The following is a 16,182-nucleotide window of genomic DNA, read 5'->3' on the forward strand; positions in this document are numbered from 1 at the left end:
ACTCAACATAGTTAAGTGACGATAGCCTAGGAGATACACCTGTACCCATGCCGAACACAGCAGTTAAGCCCTAGAACGCCGGAAGTAGTTGGGGGTTGCCCCCTGTGAGATATGGTAGTCGCTTAGCTAGAATCCGCCATAGCTCAGTTGGTAGTAGCGCATGACTGTTAATCATGATGTCGTAGGTTCGAGTCCTACTGGCGGAGTAAAGAGAAATCTTTAATTTATTATGGTCCGTTGGTCAAGGGGTTAAGACACCGCCTTTTCACGGCGGTAACACGGGTTCGAATCCCGTACGGACTATAAGTTGGAGGATTACCCAAGTCCGGCTGAAGGGAACGGTCTTGAAAACCGTCAGGCGTGTAAAAGCGTGCGTGGGTTCGAATCCCACATCCTCCTTTACTAATAATAACGCGGGATGGAGCAGCTAGGTAGCTCGTCGGGCTCATAACCCGAAGGTCGTAGGTTCAAATCCTGCTCCCGCAATTTGATTGTGGATATGGCTCGGTAGCTCAGTTGGTAGAGCAATGGATTGAAGCTCCATGTGTCGGCGGTTCGATTCCGTCTCGCGCCATTATTTTAATAACTTGGAAGGGTAGCGAAGAGGCTAAACGCGGCGGACTGTAAATCCGCTCCTTCGGGTTCGGGGGTTCGAATCCCTCCCCTTCCATACCTTTACGGGCATAGTTTAAAGGTAGAACTAAGGTCTCCAAAACCTTCAGTGTGGGTTCAATTCCTACTGCCCGTGTTTATATGATGGCGGGTGTGGTGAAGTGGTTAACACATCAGATTGTGGCTCTGACATTCGTGGGTTCGATTCCCATCACTCGCCTATTTTATTATTGGGGTATAGCCAAGCGGTAAGGCAAGGGACTTTGACTCCCTCATGCGTTGGTTCGAATCCAGCTACCCCAGTTACTCTATATTAGCCGGCGTGGCGGAATTGGCAGACGCGCTGGACTCAAAATCCAGTGTCCGCAAGGACGTGCCGGTTCGACCCCGGCCGCCGGTATAGCATAATATAGTAGAAAGTCCTATTGTATAGGGCTTTTTCGCTGTTCTTTTCATTTTCTCTCCCAAAATTTCTCCCAAATTATATAGTGTGTGTCCGTAGACTTCAATAAACAGTTGTAGTCATTTGTTTTTCTTCCGTAACAGTATGTTTATAAATAGAGGGAACAATATTAACAAAACGAGAATATTTTGTTCTAGTTATCCTGTTTTTATTTTAAGATAGTATTAGAAAAATAGGAGGAATTATGATGAAATACGGCTATATCCGAGTTTCTACTCGGGAACAAAACATTGAACGGCAATTGTCTGCCATGCTGTCAGAAGGAATAGAGGAGAGGTACTTATACATTGATAGGTCTTCGGGGAAGAATTTCAATCGTGTAGCCTATAGGAGGCTGGTGGAGCTGCTCATGCCAGGAGATGAGTTGGTCATTAAATCGATTGACCGCCTAGGGCGCAATTACGATGAAATCATCAAGCAATGGAATTATCTCGTCAAGGAGAAAGGAGTTGATATTGCGGTTCTAGACTTTCCCTTACTCAATACTAATCTGAAGATTGATACAATTACAGGAAAGTTTATTTCGGATATCTGTTTACAGGTTCTATCCTATGTGGCTCAAGTGGAAAGGGAAAATATTAAGCAAAGACAGCTGGAAGGGATTGTGGAGGCAAAAAAGAAAGGGGTGAAGTTTGGTAGACCTAATAAGACCTGTCCGAAAGAGTTTCCTGAAATCATAGAACGCTGGAGACGTCGAGAGATGACAGCCCAAGAAGTGGCTCATCAACTCCATATCTCAAGGGCAACGCTCTATCGCTGGTTAAAAAATAAAGGAAAATAGGTAACATAGTGAAAAACATACAAAAAATTTACAATTAAAAAGGTCTCAAAAGCTACGATTTTTGAAACTCATATGGTATAATTTGAGGAAGGATTTTATGTGGTAGTATACAGTGTAAATTCCTTAATTTAGTCAATTATTTCTGATTTTGAAAATCGTTTACTAGTTCTTACATTACAAAAAAAGTAGAACAAAAAAGGTCTCAAAATGCGTAGATTTTGAGATGGTGTCATGATAAGCATGAGGACTCAAGAAAGATAGCAGTAGGTGAAAGGAGGAATTCAAATCTAGATTTTTCAAAAAGGAAATATCCGTGAAAGAGAGGGAAGGTAGTCGTGGAAAAACGAATTGATTTTTATGAAAGTCGTACCTTTACCTGCAAAAAATGTGGGTGCCGTGTGGTGACGACAGCAGGTGTTCTCGATAAACGAACAGTATTTTGTAGTCGCATTTGTAGTCGACGGTACTGGAGACATTCCTACCTACGAAAAAAGAAGCCATGTGATGAAACATGAAATGAATAAGAAAAGATAGAAAAGGAAGCCTCTTCTGCTGTTGAAAAAATGTGGGATGCTTTTGAAAGAATGAAAATGTACGATGATCCTACTTTGGATAAAAAATCAGTAGAGAAAATAATGAAAGATATAGGCTACGGAGATGAAAATAACCAAAATGATGTTTGATTTTGAAAATAAAAGATATTAGAAATAGTGAAAGTCGATTGTACCAGTATAGGGGTGAATACGGTTGAATGTTTGTGACACTCCTATCTTTACTAAACACACTTTGAAAGGAAATAACAATCATGAAAAAAAGATGGGCGGGGCTATTGCTATCATTACTAATGGTGCTTAGTACCCTGTTTCAAGGACTAAGTAATACTGTTTTTGCAGAGGGAACAGAAAAACAAGTAACCACCACCATAACCAATCTAAAAATATTAAATTTAAATAAAGAGGAAACCGACAGTATATTCCATTCGGATAATTTCTACTTAAGCATGGATTGGGACGCCAGTGGAAATGGAGCGGATTTGAAACAAGGAGACTACTTCACGGCTACATTACCAGATCAGATGAAGTTTCCATCTGATTCTTCCGCGGTAGATTTTAACCTTTATGCTCCCGATGGAACAAGTATAATGGCTACTGCACATGTGACCCCTCATGCAAATGGTGGTGGAACGGTAAAAGTTACGTTTACAAACTGGGTCGAAAATAAATACAATGTCAAAGGAAGCATGATGCTTGCAGCCTCCTTTAATGAAGACAAAATCACACAAGGAAAAAGAAATATATTTACAGTAGCCGTAAATGGAGGTGTTACAAGCCAAACGGTAGGTGTTGAGGTTACAGGAACCACAGATTTGCAGGATGAATTCGTGACAAAGTGGGGCTGGAAAAATACTAGTAATCATTATCAGGCTAATTGGGAAGGTCGCATTAACCATATGAAAGCGACGGTTTCTAATGCTATTATCTCAGATACTCTTGTAGGTACGAAAGAAAAATTTATTCCTGAATCCATTGTACTTAAAAAAGTGGTTATGGATTCGAAGGGGAAAGTCCAAAGGGAACTGGAGACGGTAGATTTATCTGGTAAATTGAAGATGTCTGATGATAATCAAACCTTTACTATTCAGCTCGGTAATATAAATGGAGAACAATACATTATTGGTTATACTTCTACGTATACTCCGGGTACAAAACTAAACAATAAAATAAGTTTAATATCCACTGAAAGAGAAGCGAGTTTTGTTGCATCTTATCAGTCTGCGGAGTCCGGTGGAAATGGCGCAGGGGATTTAGCCAATAAGATTAAGATTATTAAGGTGGATGCAGACAACGCAGAAACAAAACTTGCGAATGCTAAGTTTAAAATTACTAGAGTGTCTGATGGACAAGAGTATGAAATCACGACCAATGCTGAAGGAGAAGCTGTTACAGAAAAACTGATTGCGGGTGATTATAAGATCAAAGAATTGTCAGCTCCAAACGGCTTTGAGTTAAACTCTGAAGAGACAACCGTAACGGTTTCTGATGGGGTGGCAGTTATTCAAACCATTAAAAATGAGCCAATTCGAACTTCTGTATCTGTAGAAAAGAAATGGATTGGACCGCTACAGGATTCGGTTACGGTACGTCTTTATGCAGATGATGAGGATACAGGGAAAACAACTTCTCTGAATGCCGCGAATGGCTGGAAAGCTACCTTTGATCATTTGCGTAAATTTAAAGCAGATGGTACAGAAATCAAATATACTGTGAAAGAAGATGTTCCTGCAGGCTATGAAGACAAAGTGACCGGATCACAAGCGGGCGGGTATATCATTACCAATACCAATGTAGAGAAGATTTCGATTCCTGTGACTAAGGCATGGGTTGGAGAGAAAGCAGGTTCTGTTACAGTCAAACTTCTCGCTGACAAGAAAGATACTGGACAAACGCTGACCTTAACTGAGGAAAATCGGTGGCAAGGGAACTTTACTGAACTTCTGAAGTATGATGCAACGGATGGTCATGAAATAGACTATACTATCGAAGAAGTCAAGATTGATGGCTATACTAGTGTGATTAGTGGAAATGTTGAAAACGGCTTTACGATTACCAATACGATTACAGGAAAGGTCTCTATTCCTGTCACAAAAACATGGGTAGGAAAAGAGGGAGCTTCTGCTAAGCTTCATCTTTATGCAGATGGCGAGGAGGTCAGTTCTGTTGTTCTCAACCAAAACAATCATTGGCAACACACCTTTACAGATTTTGAGAAGTATAAAGATGGAAAAGAGATTCAATACACCATCAAGGAAGAGCCTATTGAGAATTACAAGTCGGAAGTCACTGGCGATATGGCTTCCGGATTTAGAGTGAAGAATACCAATATCGAAAAGGTCTCTGTCCCAGTCGTGAAACAGTGGGTTGGAACACCAACTGACCAAGTAGAAGTTAAACTTCTGGCAGATGGAGTTGAAAAAGCAAGTGCAACCTTAACTGCCGCAACAGACTGGAAGCATACCTTCAATGACTTACCAAAATACGATGAACAAGATGGTCATGAGATTGTCTACACCATAGAAGAAGTGAAGGTAGACGGCTATACAACAGGAATCTCAGGGACCGCAAAAGACGGCTTTACGATTACCAATACGATTACAGGAAAGGTGTCTATTCCTGTCACAAAAACATGGGTAGGAAAAGAGGGAGCTTCTGCTAAGATTCATCTTTATGCAGATGGCGAGGAGGTCAGTTCTGTTGTTCTCAACCAAGACAATCATTGGCAACACACCTTTACAGATTTTGAGAAGTATAAAGATGGAAAGGAGATTCAATACACCATCAAGGAAGAGCCTATTGAAAATTACAAGTCTGAAGTCACTGGCGATATGACTTCCGGATTTAGAGTGAAGAATATCAATATCGAAAAGGTCTCTGTCCCAGTCGTGAAACAGTGGGTTGGAACACCAACTGACCAAGTAGAAGTTAAACTTCTGGCAGATGGAGTTGAAAAAGCAAGCGCAACCTTAACTGCCGCAACAGACTGGAAGCATACCTTCAATGACTTACCAAAATATGATGAACAAGATGGAAAAGAGATTCAATACACCATCAAGGAAGAGCCTATTGAAAATTACAAGTCTGAAGTCACTGGCGATATGGCTTCCGGATTTAGAGTGAAGAATACCAATATCGAAAAGGTTTCTGTCCCAGTCGTGAAACAGTGGGTTGGAACACCAACTGACCAAGTAGAAGTTAAACTTCTGGCAGATGGAGTTGAAAAAGCAAGTGCAACCTTAACTGCCGCAACAGACTGGAAGCATACCTTCAATGACTTACCAAAATACGATGAACAAGATGGTCATGAGATTGTCTACACCATAGAAGAAGTGAAGGTAGACGGCTATACAACAGGAATCTCAGGGACCGCAAAAGACGGCTTTACGATTACCAATACGATTGCAGGAAAGGTGTCGATACCAGTAACTAAGAAATGGGTTGGTGATCCAACAGATGGCATTATTGTGAACCTATATGCAGATGGAAAAAAGGTGGCTAGTCAAACATTATCGAAACGGAATAACTGGCAGTATACCTTCACAAACCTTGAGCAATATCATAATGGTAAAGAAATTTCCTATACAATTGAAGAGGAAAAACTATCCGGTTACTCTAGTGTAATAACAGGGGATGCGAAGAGAGGATTTGTCATCACAAATACGAAGGACACACCACCAGCTCCCAAAAACAATCTTCCCAAAACGGGAGATAGAGCAAATCTCTTAGTATATGTAGGCTTGTTACTAGGGTCAGTAAGTTTACTCCTTCTATTAGGGACTAGACGTAGAAAAAATGGTAAGTAAAGTCCAGATTTTTAATATAGATTAATAATAAAATAGACAAGGTTTCTAAGCCTTGTCTCCTTTTTTAGTCCAAACGGTCCGAATGCAAATTTAAGGAAAATAAAGTGAAAAATACTTGATTTTTTTTATTTTTATGATAAAATTAACTAGTTAATTAAATGATTAAGGATTGGTATAGGTGATGGAACAATTAGCTCATCAGATTGATCGGAGTTTACATGAGATTATACTGAGTTCAGAGAATCAGTTAGAGATTTTGGTGGGGAACTGTCAGAGTGAGATGCGCTTGACCAACACTCAAGAACATATTTTGATGTTGATTGAAAACAATGCTTTTACGAATAAGGAGATTGCAAGGCAGCTAAATGTGAGTCAGGCGGCGATTACAAAAGCGATTAAGGCCTTGATAGCGCAGGATTTACTGGTGGCGGTTCGTGATAGTCGTGATGCGCGGATTGTTCGGTATAGCTTGACAGAATTAGCAAAACCGATTGCTGAGGAGCATGCTCATCACCATGCCCATACGCTTGCTTCTTATGAGGACTTGGTGGGACAGTATTCAGAAGAGGAGCAGGCGATTATCAGTCATTTTTTGACAGATTTAGTAAAGAAGATTCGGAAGGAAGTATGAGATATATTACAGTAGAAGATTTATCATTTGTCTATGATCAGGAACCGGTCTTGGAGCATATTCATTATTATCTGGACAGTGGAGAGTTTGTAACCTTGACAGGTGAAAATGGAGCGGCAAAGACGACCTTGATTAAGGCGACGTTGGGTATTTTAAAGCCCAAACGGGGAAAGGTGACGATTGCAGAGACGAGTATCAGTGGGAAAAAGTTGAGAATGGCTTATCTACCTCAACAGATTGCGAGTTTCAATGCTGGTTTTCCAAGTACAGTCTATGAATTTGTAAAATCTGGGCGCTATCCGCGGCAGGGTTGGTTTCGCAGGTTGACCAGTCATGATGAGGAACACATTCGGACGAGCCTAGAATCTGTTGGGATGTGGGAGCATAAGGATAAGCGACTTGGTTCCTTGAGCGGTGGTCAGAAGCAACGGGCGGTGATTGCTCGGATGTTTGCTTCAGATCCAGATATTTTTATCTTGGATGAGCCGACAACGGGAATGGATAGTGGGACTAAAGCAGCCTTTTATGAATTGATGCACCACAGTGCGAAAAAGCATGGCAAGTCCATTTTAATGATTACGCATGATGCAGATGAATTGCGTGACTATGCAGACCGAAACATTTATCTGGTTCGAGATCAAGCGTCTCCTTGGCGTTGTTTCAATGTTCATGACAAGGATGAGGAGGTGACGCATGGTTAGTGTGCTTGATTTTTCAATCTTCCATTATGAATTTATGCAGCGGGCCTTCTTGGCGATTATGGCCATGAGTTTGTTTTCTCCAATCTTGGGAATTTTTCTCATTTTACGGCGTCAGAGTTTGATGAGCGATACGCTCAGTCACGTGTCGCTAGCAGGGGTGGCTTTTGGAATTGTTTTAGGCATTTCACCGACGATTTCCACCATGCTGGTGGTCATTGTAGCGGCCATCTTTTTGGAATACTTGCGGACCTTATATAAGAGCTTTATGGAGATTGGGACGGCGATTCTCATGTCCACGGGTTTAGCGGTGTCCTTGATTGTCATGAGCCGTTCAGGTGGTAAGAGTAGCCTGAGTTTAGAGCAGTATTTATTTGGCTCCATTGTGACGATTAGCCAGGAGCAGGTGATTGCTCTGTTTGCGATTGCAGCGGTAGTGCTGATTTTGACCTTGCTCTTTTTACGTCCCATGTATATTTTGACCTTTGATGAGGATACGGCTTTTGTAGACGGCCTGCCAGTTCGTGCCATGTCCATTGCTTTTAATGTGGTGACAGGGGTAGCGATTGCGCTGATGATTCCGGCAGCAGGAGCCTTGCTGGTGTCTACGATTATGGTCTTGCCAGCCTCTATTGCACTTCGCTTAGGGAAGAGCTTTAAAATGGTGATTGTTATTGGGATGGTGATTGGATTTGTCGGCATGCTTTCTGGTCTATTCATGTCGTATTATGCGGAAACACCGGCTAGTGCAAGTATTACCTTGATTTTTATCAGTATCTTTTTGCTGGTGAATGTGGTCAATAAATTTAAAAAATAGGAGAAAAAATGAAAAAAGTTTTAGCATGTCTTGCGGGCTTATTAGCCTTGTTCTTGGTGGCTTGTGGTTCAGAAAGCACATCAAAAAATAAGGATATTCAGGTGGTAACGACCTTTTATCCAGTCTATGAATTTACCAAGCAAGTGGTAGGGGAAGAAGCTGATGTCTCGCTTCTCGTAAAAGCAGGGACAGAGCCCCATGATTTTGAGCCTTCGGCGAAAAATATCGCAGAAATCCAAGAAGCTGATGTCTTTGTCTATGAAAATGAAAATATGGAAACTTGGGTGCCAGATGTTTTGGAGTCGATTGACGACCAGAAGGTCAAGGTCATTAAGGCGACAGAAGGCATGCTTCTCTTGCCTGGTGGTGAGGAAGAAGAGGAGCATGAACATGATGAAGAAGGCCATCACCACGATTATGACCCTCATGTCTGGCTCTCTCCAGAGCGGGCCATCCGCTTGGTAACAACTATCCGAGACAGCTTGGTTGCCAAGTATCCAGAGAAAAAAGAAGTGTTCGAAAAGAATGCGGCGGCCTACATTGCAAAGTTGGAAACGCTACACGCAAGCTACCAAGAGAGCTTATCGGCTGCTAAGCAGAAATACTTTGTGACCCAGCATACTGCCTTTGCTTATTTGGCCTTGGACTATGGCTTGGAGCAGGTATCGATTACAGGTGTGTCAGCTGATCAAGAGCCGACCCCATCTCGCTTGGCTGAATTAACCAAGTATATCAAACAATATGGAATCAAATATATTTACTTTGAAGAAAATGCTTCAAAGGCAGTAGCAGAAACCCTGTCAAAAGAAACAGGTGTGGAATTGGCAGTTTTAAATCCATTGGAAAGTCTGACAGATGAAGATGTGGAAAATGGAGCGGATTACATTTCTGTTATGGAAGAAAATCTGAAAGCCTTGGAAAAGACAACGAACCAGGCTGGAGCTGAGATTTTACCAGAAGAGGGAGCAGAAACAGAAAAGACTATCTATGCTGGCTATTTTGAAGATAGTGCTGTCAAAGACCGTACCTTGTCTGATTACGCGGGAGAATGGCAATCTGTTTATCCCTACTTGCTAGATGGCACCTTAAATCAAGTCTTTGATTACAAGGCGAAGTTGAGCGGTCAAATGACGGCAGAAGAATACAAAACATACTATGATAAGGGCTACAAGACCGATGTGGAGCAGATTCGTATTACCGATGATACCATGGAATTTGTGGTCAAGGGACAAGCTGAAAAGCATAGTTACAAGTATGTCGGTTATCAAATTTTGACCTACAAGAAAGGCAATCGTGGGGTGCGCTTCTTGTTTGAAGCAACAGATGCCGATGCAGGACGTTTCAAGTATGTGCAATTTAGTGACCATAACATTGCCCCAACCAAAACAGGTCATTTCCATATCTTCTTTGGTGGAGATAGCCAAGAGAAATTGCTCGAAGAGCTTGATAATTGGCCAACCTATTATCCTGATGGAATGACAGGGCTTGAAATTGGTCAAGAAATGTTGGCACATTAAAAGAGTAGAGAAAAAGACTGGACGATAAGGTTCAGTCTTTTCTAGTCTTCTTTGAGTAGGAATAGTTGACAAAATTTGACTACAAGTGTAAACTTTAGATGAAGGAGGTGTCGCTATGGAACAGATGATGTCGGCTGCGGAGTGGCAAGTGATGCGGGTGATTTGGGCGCATCCAGCTTCTACCTCTAGCCAGATTATTGCGGCCTTACAGGAAGGGTTTGATTGGCAGGCCACAACGATTAAGACACTTTTGGGACGCTTGCGCCAAAAAGCCTATCTGGAAATGAAAAAGGAAGGTCGTCAGTATCACTATTATCCTCTGGTGGAGGAAAAGGAACACGTGCAGCTACAACTGCAAATCTTGCTAGATGCCATGTGTTCGACCAAGAATGGAGCCTTGGTTGGTCAGTTGCTTGATATGGGCAGTTTTTCGCGTGCTGATTTAGAGGACTTGCGCGAGCAAATAGAGCATCAGCTACCGACGGCACCAGAAAGTCTAGAATGTCATTGCTTGGCAGGTCAATGTACCTGTCACCATCATGAAGGGAGCAAACAGCATGCAAGAAGTTAAACTAAAAAATCTATCCTGTCAACATTGTGTCAAACACGTCACGGAGCATTTCAAGGCTATGCCGGGTGTAGAGGAAGTGACGATTGATTTGGAGCACCAAGTAGCAAGCGTTGAGACAAGTATTCATCATTCCTTGGCTGATTACCAAGCCAGCCTGGCTGATACGGTGTATGAAGTCGTAGGGCTTGGGTAGAACAGTTAGGCGCTGTCAAACGATAAAATGGAACGAGGGAGTGGGACAAAAATCGTGATTTCGAAGAAATCGATTTTGTAGTCCCACCCCCGCAAGGTTGACTAGGTTTGTAGAATGTTGATTTATCAACGTTTTACAAACCAGACAACTACTGCGCCAAACTGTTAAAACTATGAAACGTAACGAGGTAAGGGACTTTTGTCCCAGCCTCTCGTCTTTGCTTTTCCAACTAAAATATCAGCTGATATGGTAATCTCTGTCAAGTCTGACCAGTCGATGGATTCTTTCTCCACATGAAAGAGGAGCGGTGTCATGGCAAGGAGTGCAGCCTTGCTTGATTCGGTCAAGTGATAGGTCTTCGTTGCAGAGATACAATCTTCTATCTCAAATTGTTCCTTAAAATGAGCCACAATATCGTGATTGCTGTAATCGGCTTTTTGCACCTTCTCACGGATTTCTTTGAGGTGATGTGAGGTCGGAATGGCCTTAAACACCCTGCCTTTCGGAGTGAGGACGCGTCTGAACTCTTGATAGTGGGCAGGCGAGAAAATATCGAGCAAAATGTCCATGCTCCTATCCTTTATTGGCAGTTGCGCTAAATCTGCGACAAACCAGTTGATGGCTTGACCTTGCTCGCTTTTAGCAGCGAGTTGGACCGAATGTTTGGACAAATCAAAGGCGTAGAACTCTTTTTCAGGAAATGTTTCTTTTAGGTGTCGCGTGTAATAGCCCTCGCCACAACCGACATCAAGAATGTGACTGTGCTCTGGTGAGTCCTTTAGTAAATCGCTCAAGGTCTGTAGAATATGCTGGTAGTAGCCTGCTTCTAGGACCTGTTGCCGTTGCTGGAAATTTTCCTTATCGTAGGTTTTTGATTGCCTGATGTGGGGAGCGAGATTGACATAGCCAAATTTGCTGATGTCAAAGCAGTGCCCTTTGGGGCACATCAAGCTCTGCTCCTTAAAATTCAACTGCCCCTGACAAAGTGGGCAGATAAAATGGCTGGTAGCTTGTGCAAAACGTAAAAACTTTGAAGACATTAGAGAGACCTCATGGATTGTTCTAAAGTGCGAAGAGAGTAGGCGAGATGAGGTCAATGCCAGACCAAAAACCATCGTCTTTGGTCCGTGGAATGAGATGTGAATGAAAATGCGTGCCCGTATCCATCAAGTCCTTGTCGTTACGAACAAGGGTCACACCGTCAATCGGAAGAGTTTCTTCCATCATTCGTATGATTTTTTGCTCCAGCTCGGCTAGTTCGTGAAGGTCAGGGAGCGGTAATTCAGCAAGGCTAGTAAAATGCCTCTTACTGATGATTAGTAGATGTCCTGTCTGAATCGGATCAATATCCCAAACAACCTTGAAATGCTCGGTCTGATAGATAATCTGTTCTTCTAAAATATCGTGACAAAAGATACAGTGCATAGCGTATCATCCTTTCTGAATGTTTAGATATGAAAAACTGGGAGCAAGTCCCAGCTTTTTAGTATGTCATGACGAAGTATTTTTTCTTCCCGCGGCGGATAACGGTCAATTCGTTTTCCAGTTTATCTGCGTCTGTTAGCATGTAATCAAGGTCTTGTACGCGGTCACCATTGATGTAGATAGCGCCGTTTTGGACATCTTCGCGGGCTTGGCGTTTTGAGTTCACCACGCCTGCTGTGACAAGAAGTTCCACGATATTGAGGTTATCTTCTGCTGTCACCGTGTAATTTGGTACGCCACGAAGTCCTTGTTTGAGTTCTTTGACAGAAAGATTTTTGATATTGCCTGCAAAGAGTTGCTCGGTGATGTTCAGCGCTTCTTTGTAGGCTGCTTCACCATGCACCAAGGTCACGACTTCACGGGCAAGGATTTTCTGCGCTAGGCGCTCATGTGGTGCTGCCTCGAATTGTTGGCGGATTTCGTCGATTTCATCAAGTGGTAAGAAGGTGAAAATCTTCAAGAAACGAACAGCATCTGCGTCCATGACATTCATCCAGAATTGGTACATTTCGTAGGGAGAAGTCTTGTCAGCGTTGAGCCAAACAGCGTTGCCTTCTGATTTTCCGAATTTTTTACCAGTTGCATCTGTGATGAGAGGGACGGTGATGACATGTCCAGTCTTATCTGCCTTGCGACGGAGCAATTCTGTTCCGGCAGTCATATTGCCCCATTGGTCACTTCCTCCTATTTGAAGGGTCACGTTGTGCAAGCGATTGAGCTCGTAGAAGTCAAATCCTTGCATGATTTGGTAGGCAAATTCCGTGTAGGAAATCCCTGTTTCAATCCGTTTTTTGACAGACTCCTTGCTCATCATGTAGTTGACAGTGAAGTATTTTCCGACATCGCGCAAGAAATCAATAAAGCTGATGCTGCCGAACCAATCATAGTTGTTGGTCATAACGGCCTTGTTATCGCCAGTTTCAAAATCAAGGAAACGTTCCAATTGGGCCTGAATACTTTTCACCCAGCCATCAACCGTGTCTTTGGTTTGTAGGCTACGTTCTGCGTCTTTAAATGACGGATCGCCAATCAAGCCAGTTGCGCCTCCCACGAGTGGATAAGGCTTGTGTCCAGCTAGTTGCAAGTGACGGCAGACTAGGATTGGCACCAAATGTCCTAAGTGCAGGCTATCAGCGGTCGGATCGTAGCCTGAATAATAAGAGACTTGACCTTCTTCTAAGGCTTTTCGCAAAGCATCTTCATCTGTAGTTTGAAAGACCAAACCACGCTCTTTTAGCTCATCAAAAATGTGCATGTCTCTTCTCCTTTTTAAGTTTTTTCATTAGCTTCCATTGTACCATATTTTAAGATAAATCGCGTAGGAAATTTTCGTCAAAAGATAAAAAATATGGTAAAATAGGGAAGATAAGGAGTTATGTATGACGACTAAATTACCCAAAGAAAAGAAAGAAACGAAAGAGATCGTTCCTTTGACAATCAGTGATATAGCCGGTATTGCTTTAAGAACCTTAAAACTATTAGTAGATTTTGGAGCTATAGTAGTGTTCTTGTTGGGAGTGCTAGGAGCAGGCCTTGGATTGGGGTATGTTGCTAGTCTTTTTGATAGTGTAACGATGCCTGATTCTACAAAATTAGTGCAGCAAGTGACAGAAGTCAGCCGTATTTCGAAAGTTGTTTATTCAGATGGTAGTCTGGTTTCAGAAATTAGTTCCGATTTGTTGCGGGCTCCAGTAAATGGTGATGCGATTTCTGATAATGTCAAACACGCGGTCATTGCAACGGAAGATGCAACTTTTGAAAGTCATACTGGTGTCGTACCGAAAGCGGTTTTGCGCGCGGCGCTCGGATCAGCTGGCGTCGGCTCATCAAGTGGTGGTTCAACCTTGACCCAACAGCTAATCAAGCAACAAATTGTGGGAGATGCGCCAACATTTAGCCGGAAAGCAAATGAAATCATCTCGGCTCTTGCTCTTGAACGTGTCATGAGTAAGGAAGAAATTTTAACAACCTATCTCAATGTTTCACCGTTTGGGCGCAACAATCAAGGACGCAACATTGCAGGCATTGAGGAGGCGGCGCGTGGTATTTTTGGGAAGTCTGCTAAAGACTTAACTATTCCGCAAGCAGCTTTTATTGCAGGATTACCACAGAGTCCAATTGTGTATTCGCCTTATACTGCTAGCGGTGGTTTTAAATCCGAAGAGGATATGGCCTATGGGATTGAGCGCTCAAAAGATGTTTTGTTTAATATGTATCGCTCAGGCTATATCAATAAAGAAGATTACGAGACCTATCTTGCCTATGACATTAAGAAGGATTTTATCGCGCCAGCGCCGATTTTAAAAGATACAAAGGATTACTTGTATTATGCGGTCTTGTCAGAGGCGGAGGACATCATGTATCGTTACTTGATTAAGAGAGATCAGGTATCTAGTCAGGATTTGAAGAATGACGAGACGGTGAAGGCTTACAAAGATTTAGCAAAACAAGCCTTGAGCCAAGGTGGCTATACGGTGACGAGTACGGTTAATAAAAATATTTACGGGGCTATGCAGTCTGTTGTAGCTAACTATGGCGGGGTACTCGATAGCGGTGGTGGCTTGGTGGAGACAGGAAGTGTCCTCCTAGACAATCGAACAGGTGCTATTTTAGGATTTGTAGGAGGTCGAGATTACAGCTCAAACCAGAATAACCATGCCCTGAATACCAAGCGTTCCCCAGGATCTACCATTAAGCCTTTTCTAGCGTATGGGGTGGCGATTGACCAAGGGCTAATGGGTTCAGCTAGTGTCCTATCCAATTATCCAACGACCTTCTCTGATGGAACGCCTATTATGCACGTAAATAGTAGGGGGACAGGGATGATGACGTTACAAAATGCCTTGAATGTGTCAGCCAATATCCCAGCCTTTTGGACTTACAAAATGCTGCGAAATGCGGGCGTTGATGTCAAATCCTACATGGATAAGATGAACTATGATATTGATTTGTACGATATTGAAAGTCTGCCATTAGGGGGTGGAGTTGAAACAACAGTTGCCGCTAACACAAATGCCTATCAGGCTCTTGCAAATGGTGGTGTCTACAATGAGAATTATATTGTCGAGAAAATTACTGCTCATGATGGAACGGTAATCTATCAACATGAGGCAAAACCTGTCCAAGTTTACTCCAAGGCGACATCCAGTATCATGATGATGTTGTTGAGAGCTGCCTTGGCCTCAGGAGAAACCTCTACATTTTCTAGTCGCTTAGCTGGGATTAATCCACAGGCTTCAGCCAGTGATTTGGTTGGGAAGACGGGGACTAGTAACGATACAGTAGATGTCTGGCTCATGTTAGCGACACCGCGGATTACTTTGGGGACATGGGCTGGTCATGATGACAACACAGGTATGGAGTTCTTGGCGGGCTATCACAATAATTCTGCCTATGTGGCTTATCTAACGAGTGCCATCTATGAGGCGAGTCCAGAGTTATTCGAGGGACGATTCGAGTTGGATGACAGCGTGATTGCATCAAGTGTCCTAGCTTCTACTGGAACGCGACCAGCTACCGTTCAGGTCAACGGTGTGCCAATTACGCCAGGCGGAGCGATGACAACCAGCTATTGGGCTAAGAATGGTGCCCCAATTACCGACTACAAGTTTATGATTGGTGGGACAGATGGCGACTATGCCAAAGCGTGGAGTACCTTTGCTCCTCCTGCGCCACCTAAACCAAAACCAAAATCATCCTCAAGCAAAACTTCGTCGTCATCAGACACTAAGCCGTCTTCAAGCAGTGAATCCAAGCACTAATATTAAAATAGAAACAAAGGAGTTAGCTAGTCGCTAGCTTCTTTGTTTCTATGGTCGTTTGGTTGTCCAACCCAAATTCTGCCTGTGACTTCTTGTCAAGTGCTATCTCAAAAACCAACGACGACCTAACTGAAAAAGAAGGGAAAAGGCTTGAAAAATCAAGGGAAATAGTGTATAATAACTCTATATTATTTGTCGTGCGTCTTGTTTGAAATATTGTCCAGACAAGGCTTACAGCAGTTAAATCACACTTGGTTAAGGAAGATTTAGCTGCTCTTTTTGTGCTCATTTTTAGT

Annotated in this window: 12 protein-coding genes, 10 tRNA genes and 1 rRNA gene; 20 read left to right on the forward strand and 3 right to left on the reverse strand. The window is 42.7% G+C overall.

The genetic code is table 11. From position 1 onward, the window contains the following. The first annotated feature begins 11 nt into the window (after window positions 1-11). The 19 genes from rrf (at window position 12) to BU202_RS07945 (ending at window position 10,640) form a co-directional block, all read left to right on the forward strand. Window positions 12-127 (forward strand): 5S ribosomal RNA (gene rrf, locus BU202_RS07855). Window positions 128-132: 5 nt separating this feature from the next. Beyond that, window positions 133-206: transfer RNA gene (locus tag BU202_RS07860), tRNA-Asn, on the forward strand. A gap of 25 nt (window positions 207-231) precedes the next feature. After that, window positions 232-303, forward strand: a tRNA-Glu gene (locus tag BU202_RS07865). Between the two features lie 6 nt (window positions 304-309). Continuing rightward, a tRNA-Ser gene (locus BU202_RS07870) sits at window positions 310-399 on the forward strand. A gap of 13 nt (window positions 400-412) precedes the next feature. Further along, window positions 413-486, forward strand: a tRNA-Met gene (locus tag BU202_RS07875). Between the two features lie 15 nt (window positions 487-501). Continuing rightward, window positions 502-574: transfer RNA gene (locus tag BU202_RS07880), tRNA-Phe, on the forward strand. 15 nt (window positions 575-589) lie between these two features. Continuing rightward, window positions 590-670 (forward strand) — tRNA-Tyr (locus BU202_RS07885). Between the two features lie 7 nt (window positions 671-677). Further along, window positions 678-748 (forward strand) — tRNA-Trp (locus BU202_RS07890). An 11-nt stretch (window positions 749-759) separates the two neighbouring features. After that, a tRNA-His gene (locus BU202_RS07895) sits at window positions 760-832 on the forward strand. An 11-nt stretch (window positions 833-843) separates the two neighbouring features. Continuing rightward, window positions 844-915 (forward strand) — tRNA-Gln (locus BU202_RS07900). 13 nt (window positions 916-928) lie between these two features. Continuing rightward, window positions 929-1,012 (forward strand) — tRNA-Leu (locus BU202_RS07905). Between the two features lie 250 nt (window positions 1,013-1,262). Next, the gene (locus BU202_RS07910) at window positions 1,263-1,856 is read left to right on the forward strand and encodes a recombinase family protein (protein ID WP_083605787.1); all 594 of its coding nucleotides are present in this window, start codon (window positions 1,263-1,265) and stop codon (window positions 1,854-1,856) included. An 805-nt stretch (window positions 1,857-2,661) separates the two neighbouring features. Beyond that, a complete protein-coding gene (locus BU202_RS07915; RefSeq protein ID WP_075105247.1) occupies window positions 2,662-6,213 on the forward strand; it encodes a Cna B-type domain-containing protein in 3,552 nt (1,183 codons plus the stop codon). Window positions 6,214-6,394: 181 nt separating this feature from the next. Then, window positions 6,395-6,844, forward strand: a complete 450-nt coding sequence (locus tag BU202_RS07920; protein WP_075105248.1) for a zinc-dependent MarR family transcriptional regulator — start codon at window positions 6,395-6,397, stop codon at window positions 6,842-6,844. Continuing rightward, the gene (locus BU202_RS07925; RefSeq protein WP_075105249.1) at window positions 6,841-7,545 is read left to right on the forward strand and encodes a metal ABC transporter ATP-binding protein; all 705 of its coding nucleotides are present in this window, start codon (window positions 6,841-6,843) and stop codon (window positions 7,543-7,545) included. The genes BU202_RS07920 and BU202_RS07925 overlap by 4 nt, the downstream gene beginning before the upstream one ends. Further along, window positions 7,538-8,359, forward strand: a complete 822-nt coding sequence (locus tag BU202_RS07930) for a metal ABC transporter permease (protein WP_075105250.1) — start codon at window positions 7,538-7,540, stop codon at window positions 8,357-8,359. The genes BU202_RS07925 and BU202_RS07930 overlap by 8 nt, the downstream gene beginning before the upstream one ends. Before the next feature lie 8 nt (window positions 8,360-8,367). Beyond that, entirely contained in the window at window positions 8,368-9,876 is a 1,509-nt protein-coding gene (locus tag BU202_RS07935) for a zinc ABC transporter substrate-binding protein AdcA (protein ID WP_075105251.1), read from the forward strand. A gap of 115 nt (window positions 9,877-9,991) precedes the next feature. Beyond that, window positions 9,992-10,447: a CopY/TcrY family copper transport repressor gene (locus BU202_RS07940; protein WP_075105252.1), complete on the forward strand. Its 456-nt coding sequence runs from the start codon at window positions 9,992-9,994 to the stop codon at window positions 10,445-10,447. Further along, a complete protein-coding gene (locus tag BU202_RS07945) occupies window positions 10,434-10,640 on the forward strand; it encodes a heavy-metal-associated domain-containing protein (protein ID WP_075105253.1) in 207 nt (68 codons plus the stop codon). The genes BU202_RS07940 and BU202_RS07945 overlap by 14 nt, the downstream gene beginning before the upstream one ends. Window positions 10,641-10,810: 170 nt before the next feature. Here BU202_RS07945 and BU202_RS07950 read toward each other — a convergent pair whose 3' ends face one another. From BU202_RS07950 to tyrS, 3 genes are read right to left on the reverse strand one after another with little or no spacing between them, the layout of a single operon-like run. Beyond that, entirely contained in the window at window positions 10,811-11,680 is an 870-nt protein-coding gene (locus BU202_RS07950) for a methyltransferase domain-containing protein (protein WP_075105254.1), read from the reverse strand. Between the two features lie 22 nt (window positions 11,681-11,702). Further along, window positions 11,703-12,065: an HIT family protein gene (locus BU202_RS07955; RefSeq protein ID WP_075105255.1), complete on the reverse strand. Its 363-nt coding sequence runs from the start codon at window positions 12,063-12,065 to the stop codon at window positions 11,703-11,705. Between the two features lie 58 nt (window positions 12,066-12,123). Beyond that, window positions 12,124-13,380 (reverse strand): tyrosine--tRNA ligase, encoded by a 1,257-nt coding sequence (gene tyrS, locus BU202_RS07960; protein ID WP_075105256.1) that lies wholly within the window; start codon window positions 13,378-13,380, stop codon window positions 12,124-12,126. Window positions 13,381-13,504: 124 nt separating this feature from the next. On the opposite strand from tyrS, the gene pbp1b reads away from it, so the two are divergent. Then, a complete protein-coding gene (gene pbp1b / locus BU202_RS07965; RefSeq protein WP_075105257.1) occupies window positions 13,505-15,886 on the forward strand; it encodes a penicillin-binding protein PBP1B in 2,382 nt (793 codons plus the stop codon). The last annotated feature ends 296 nt before the right edge of the window (window positions 15,887-16,182 follow it).

Source organism: Streptococcus cuniculi, assembly GCF_001921845.1.
GTDB classification, from domain to species: domain Bacteria; phylum Bacillota; class Bacilli; order Lactobacillales; family Streptococcaceae; genus Streptococcus; species Streptococcus cuniculi.

Coding starts and splice junctions, on each gene's coding strand:
- BU202_RS07930 (WP_075105250.1), top strand. CDS start 7,538: ATGGTTAGTGTGCTTGATTTTTCAATCTTCCATTATGAATTTATGCAG.
- tyrS (WP_075105256.1), bottom strand. CDS start 13,380: ATGCACATTTTTGATGAGCTAAAAGAGCGTGGTTTGGTCTTTCAAACT.
- BU202_RS07950 (WP_075105254.1), bottom strand. CDS start 11,680: ATGTCTTCAAAGTTTTTACGTTTTGCACAAGCTACCAGCCATTTTATC.
- BU202_RS07940 (WP_075105252.1), top strand. CDS start 9,992: ATGGAACAGATGATGTCGGCTGCGGAGTGGCAAGTGATGCGGGTGATT.
- pbp1b (WP_075105257.1), top strand. CDS start 13,505: ATGACGACTAAATTACCCAAAGAAAAGAAAGAAACGAAAGAGATCGTT.
- BU202_RS07920 (WP_075105248.1), top strand. CDS start 6,395: ATGGAACAATTAGCTCATCAGATTGATCGGAGTTTACATGAGATTATA.
- BU202_RS07915 (WP_075105247.1), top strand. CDS start 2,662: ATGAAAAAAAGATGGGCGGGGCTATTGCTATCATTACTAATGGTGCTT.
- BU202_RS07925 (WP_075105249.1), top strand. CDS start 6,841: ATGAGATATATTACAGTAGAAGATTTATCATTTGTCTATGATCAGGAA.
- BU202_RS07945 (WP_075105253.1), top strand. CDS start 10,434: ATGCAAGAAGTTAAACTAAAAAATCTATCCTGTCAACATTGTGTCAAA.
- BU202_RS07910 (WP_083605787.1), top strand. CDS start 1,263: ATGAAATACGGCTATATCCGAGTTTCTACTCGGGAACAAAACATTGAA.
- BU202_RS07935 (WP_075105251.1), top strand. CDS start 8,368: ATGAAAAAAGTTTTAGCATGTCTTGCGGGCTTATTAGCCTTGTTCTTG.
- BU202_RS07955 (WP_075105255.1), bottom strand. CDS start 12,065: ATGCACTGTATCTTTTGTCACGATATTTTAGAAGAACAGATTATCTAT.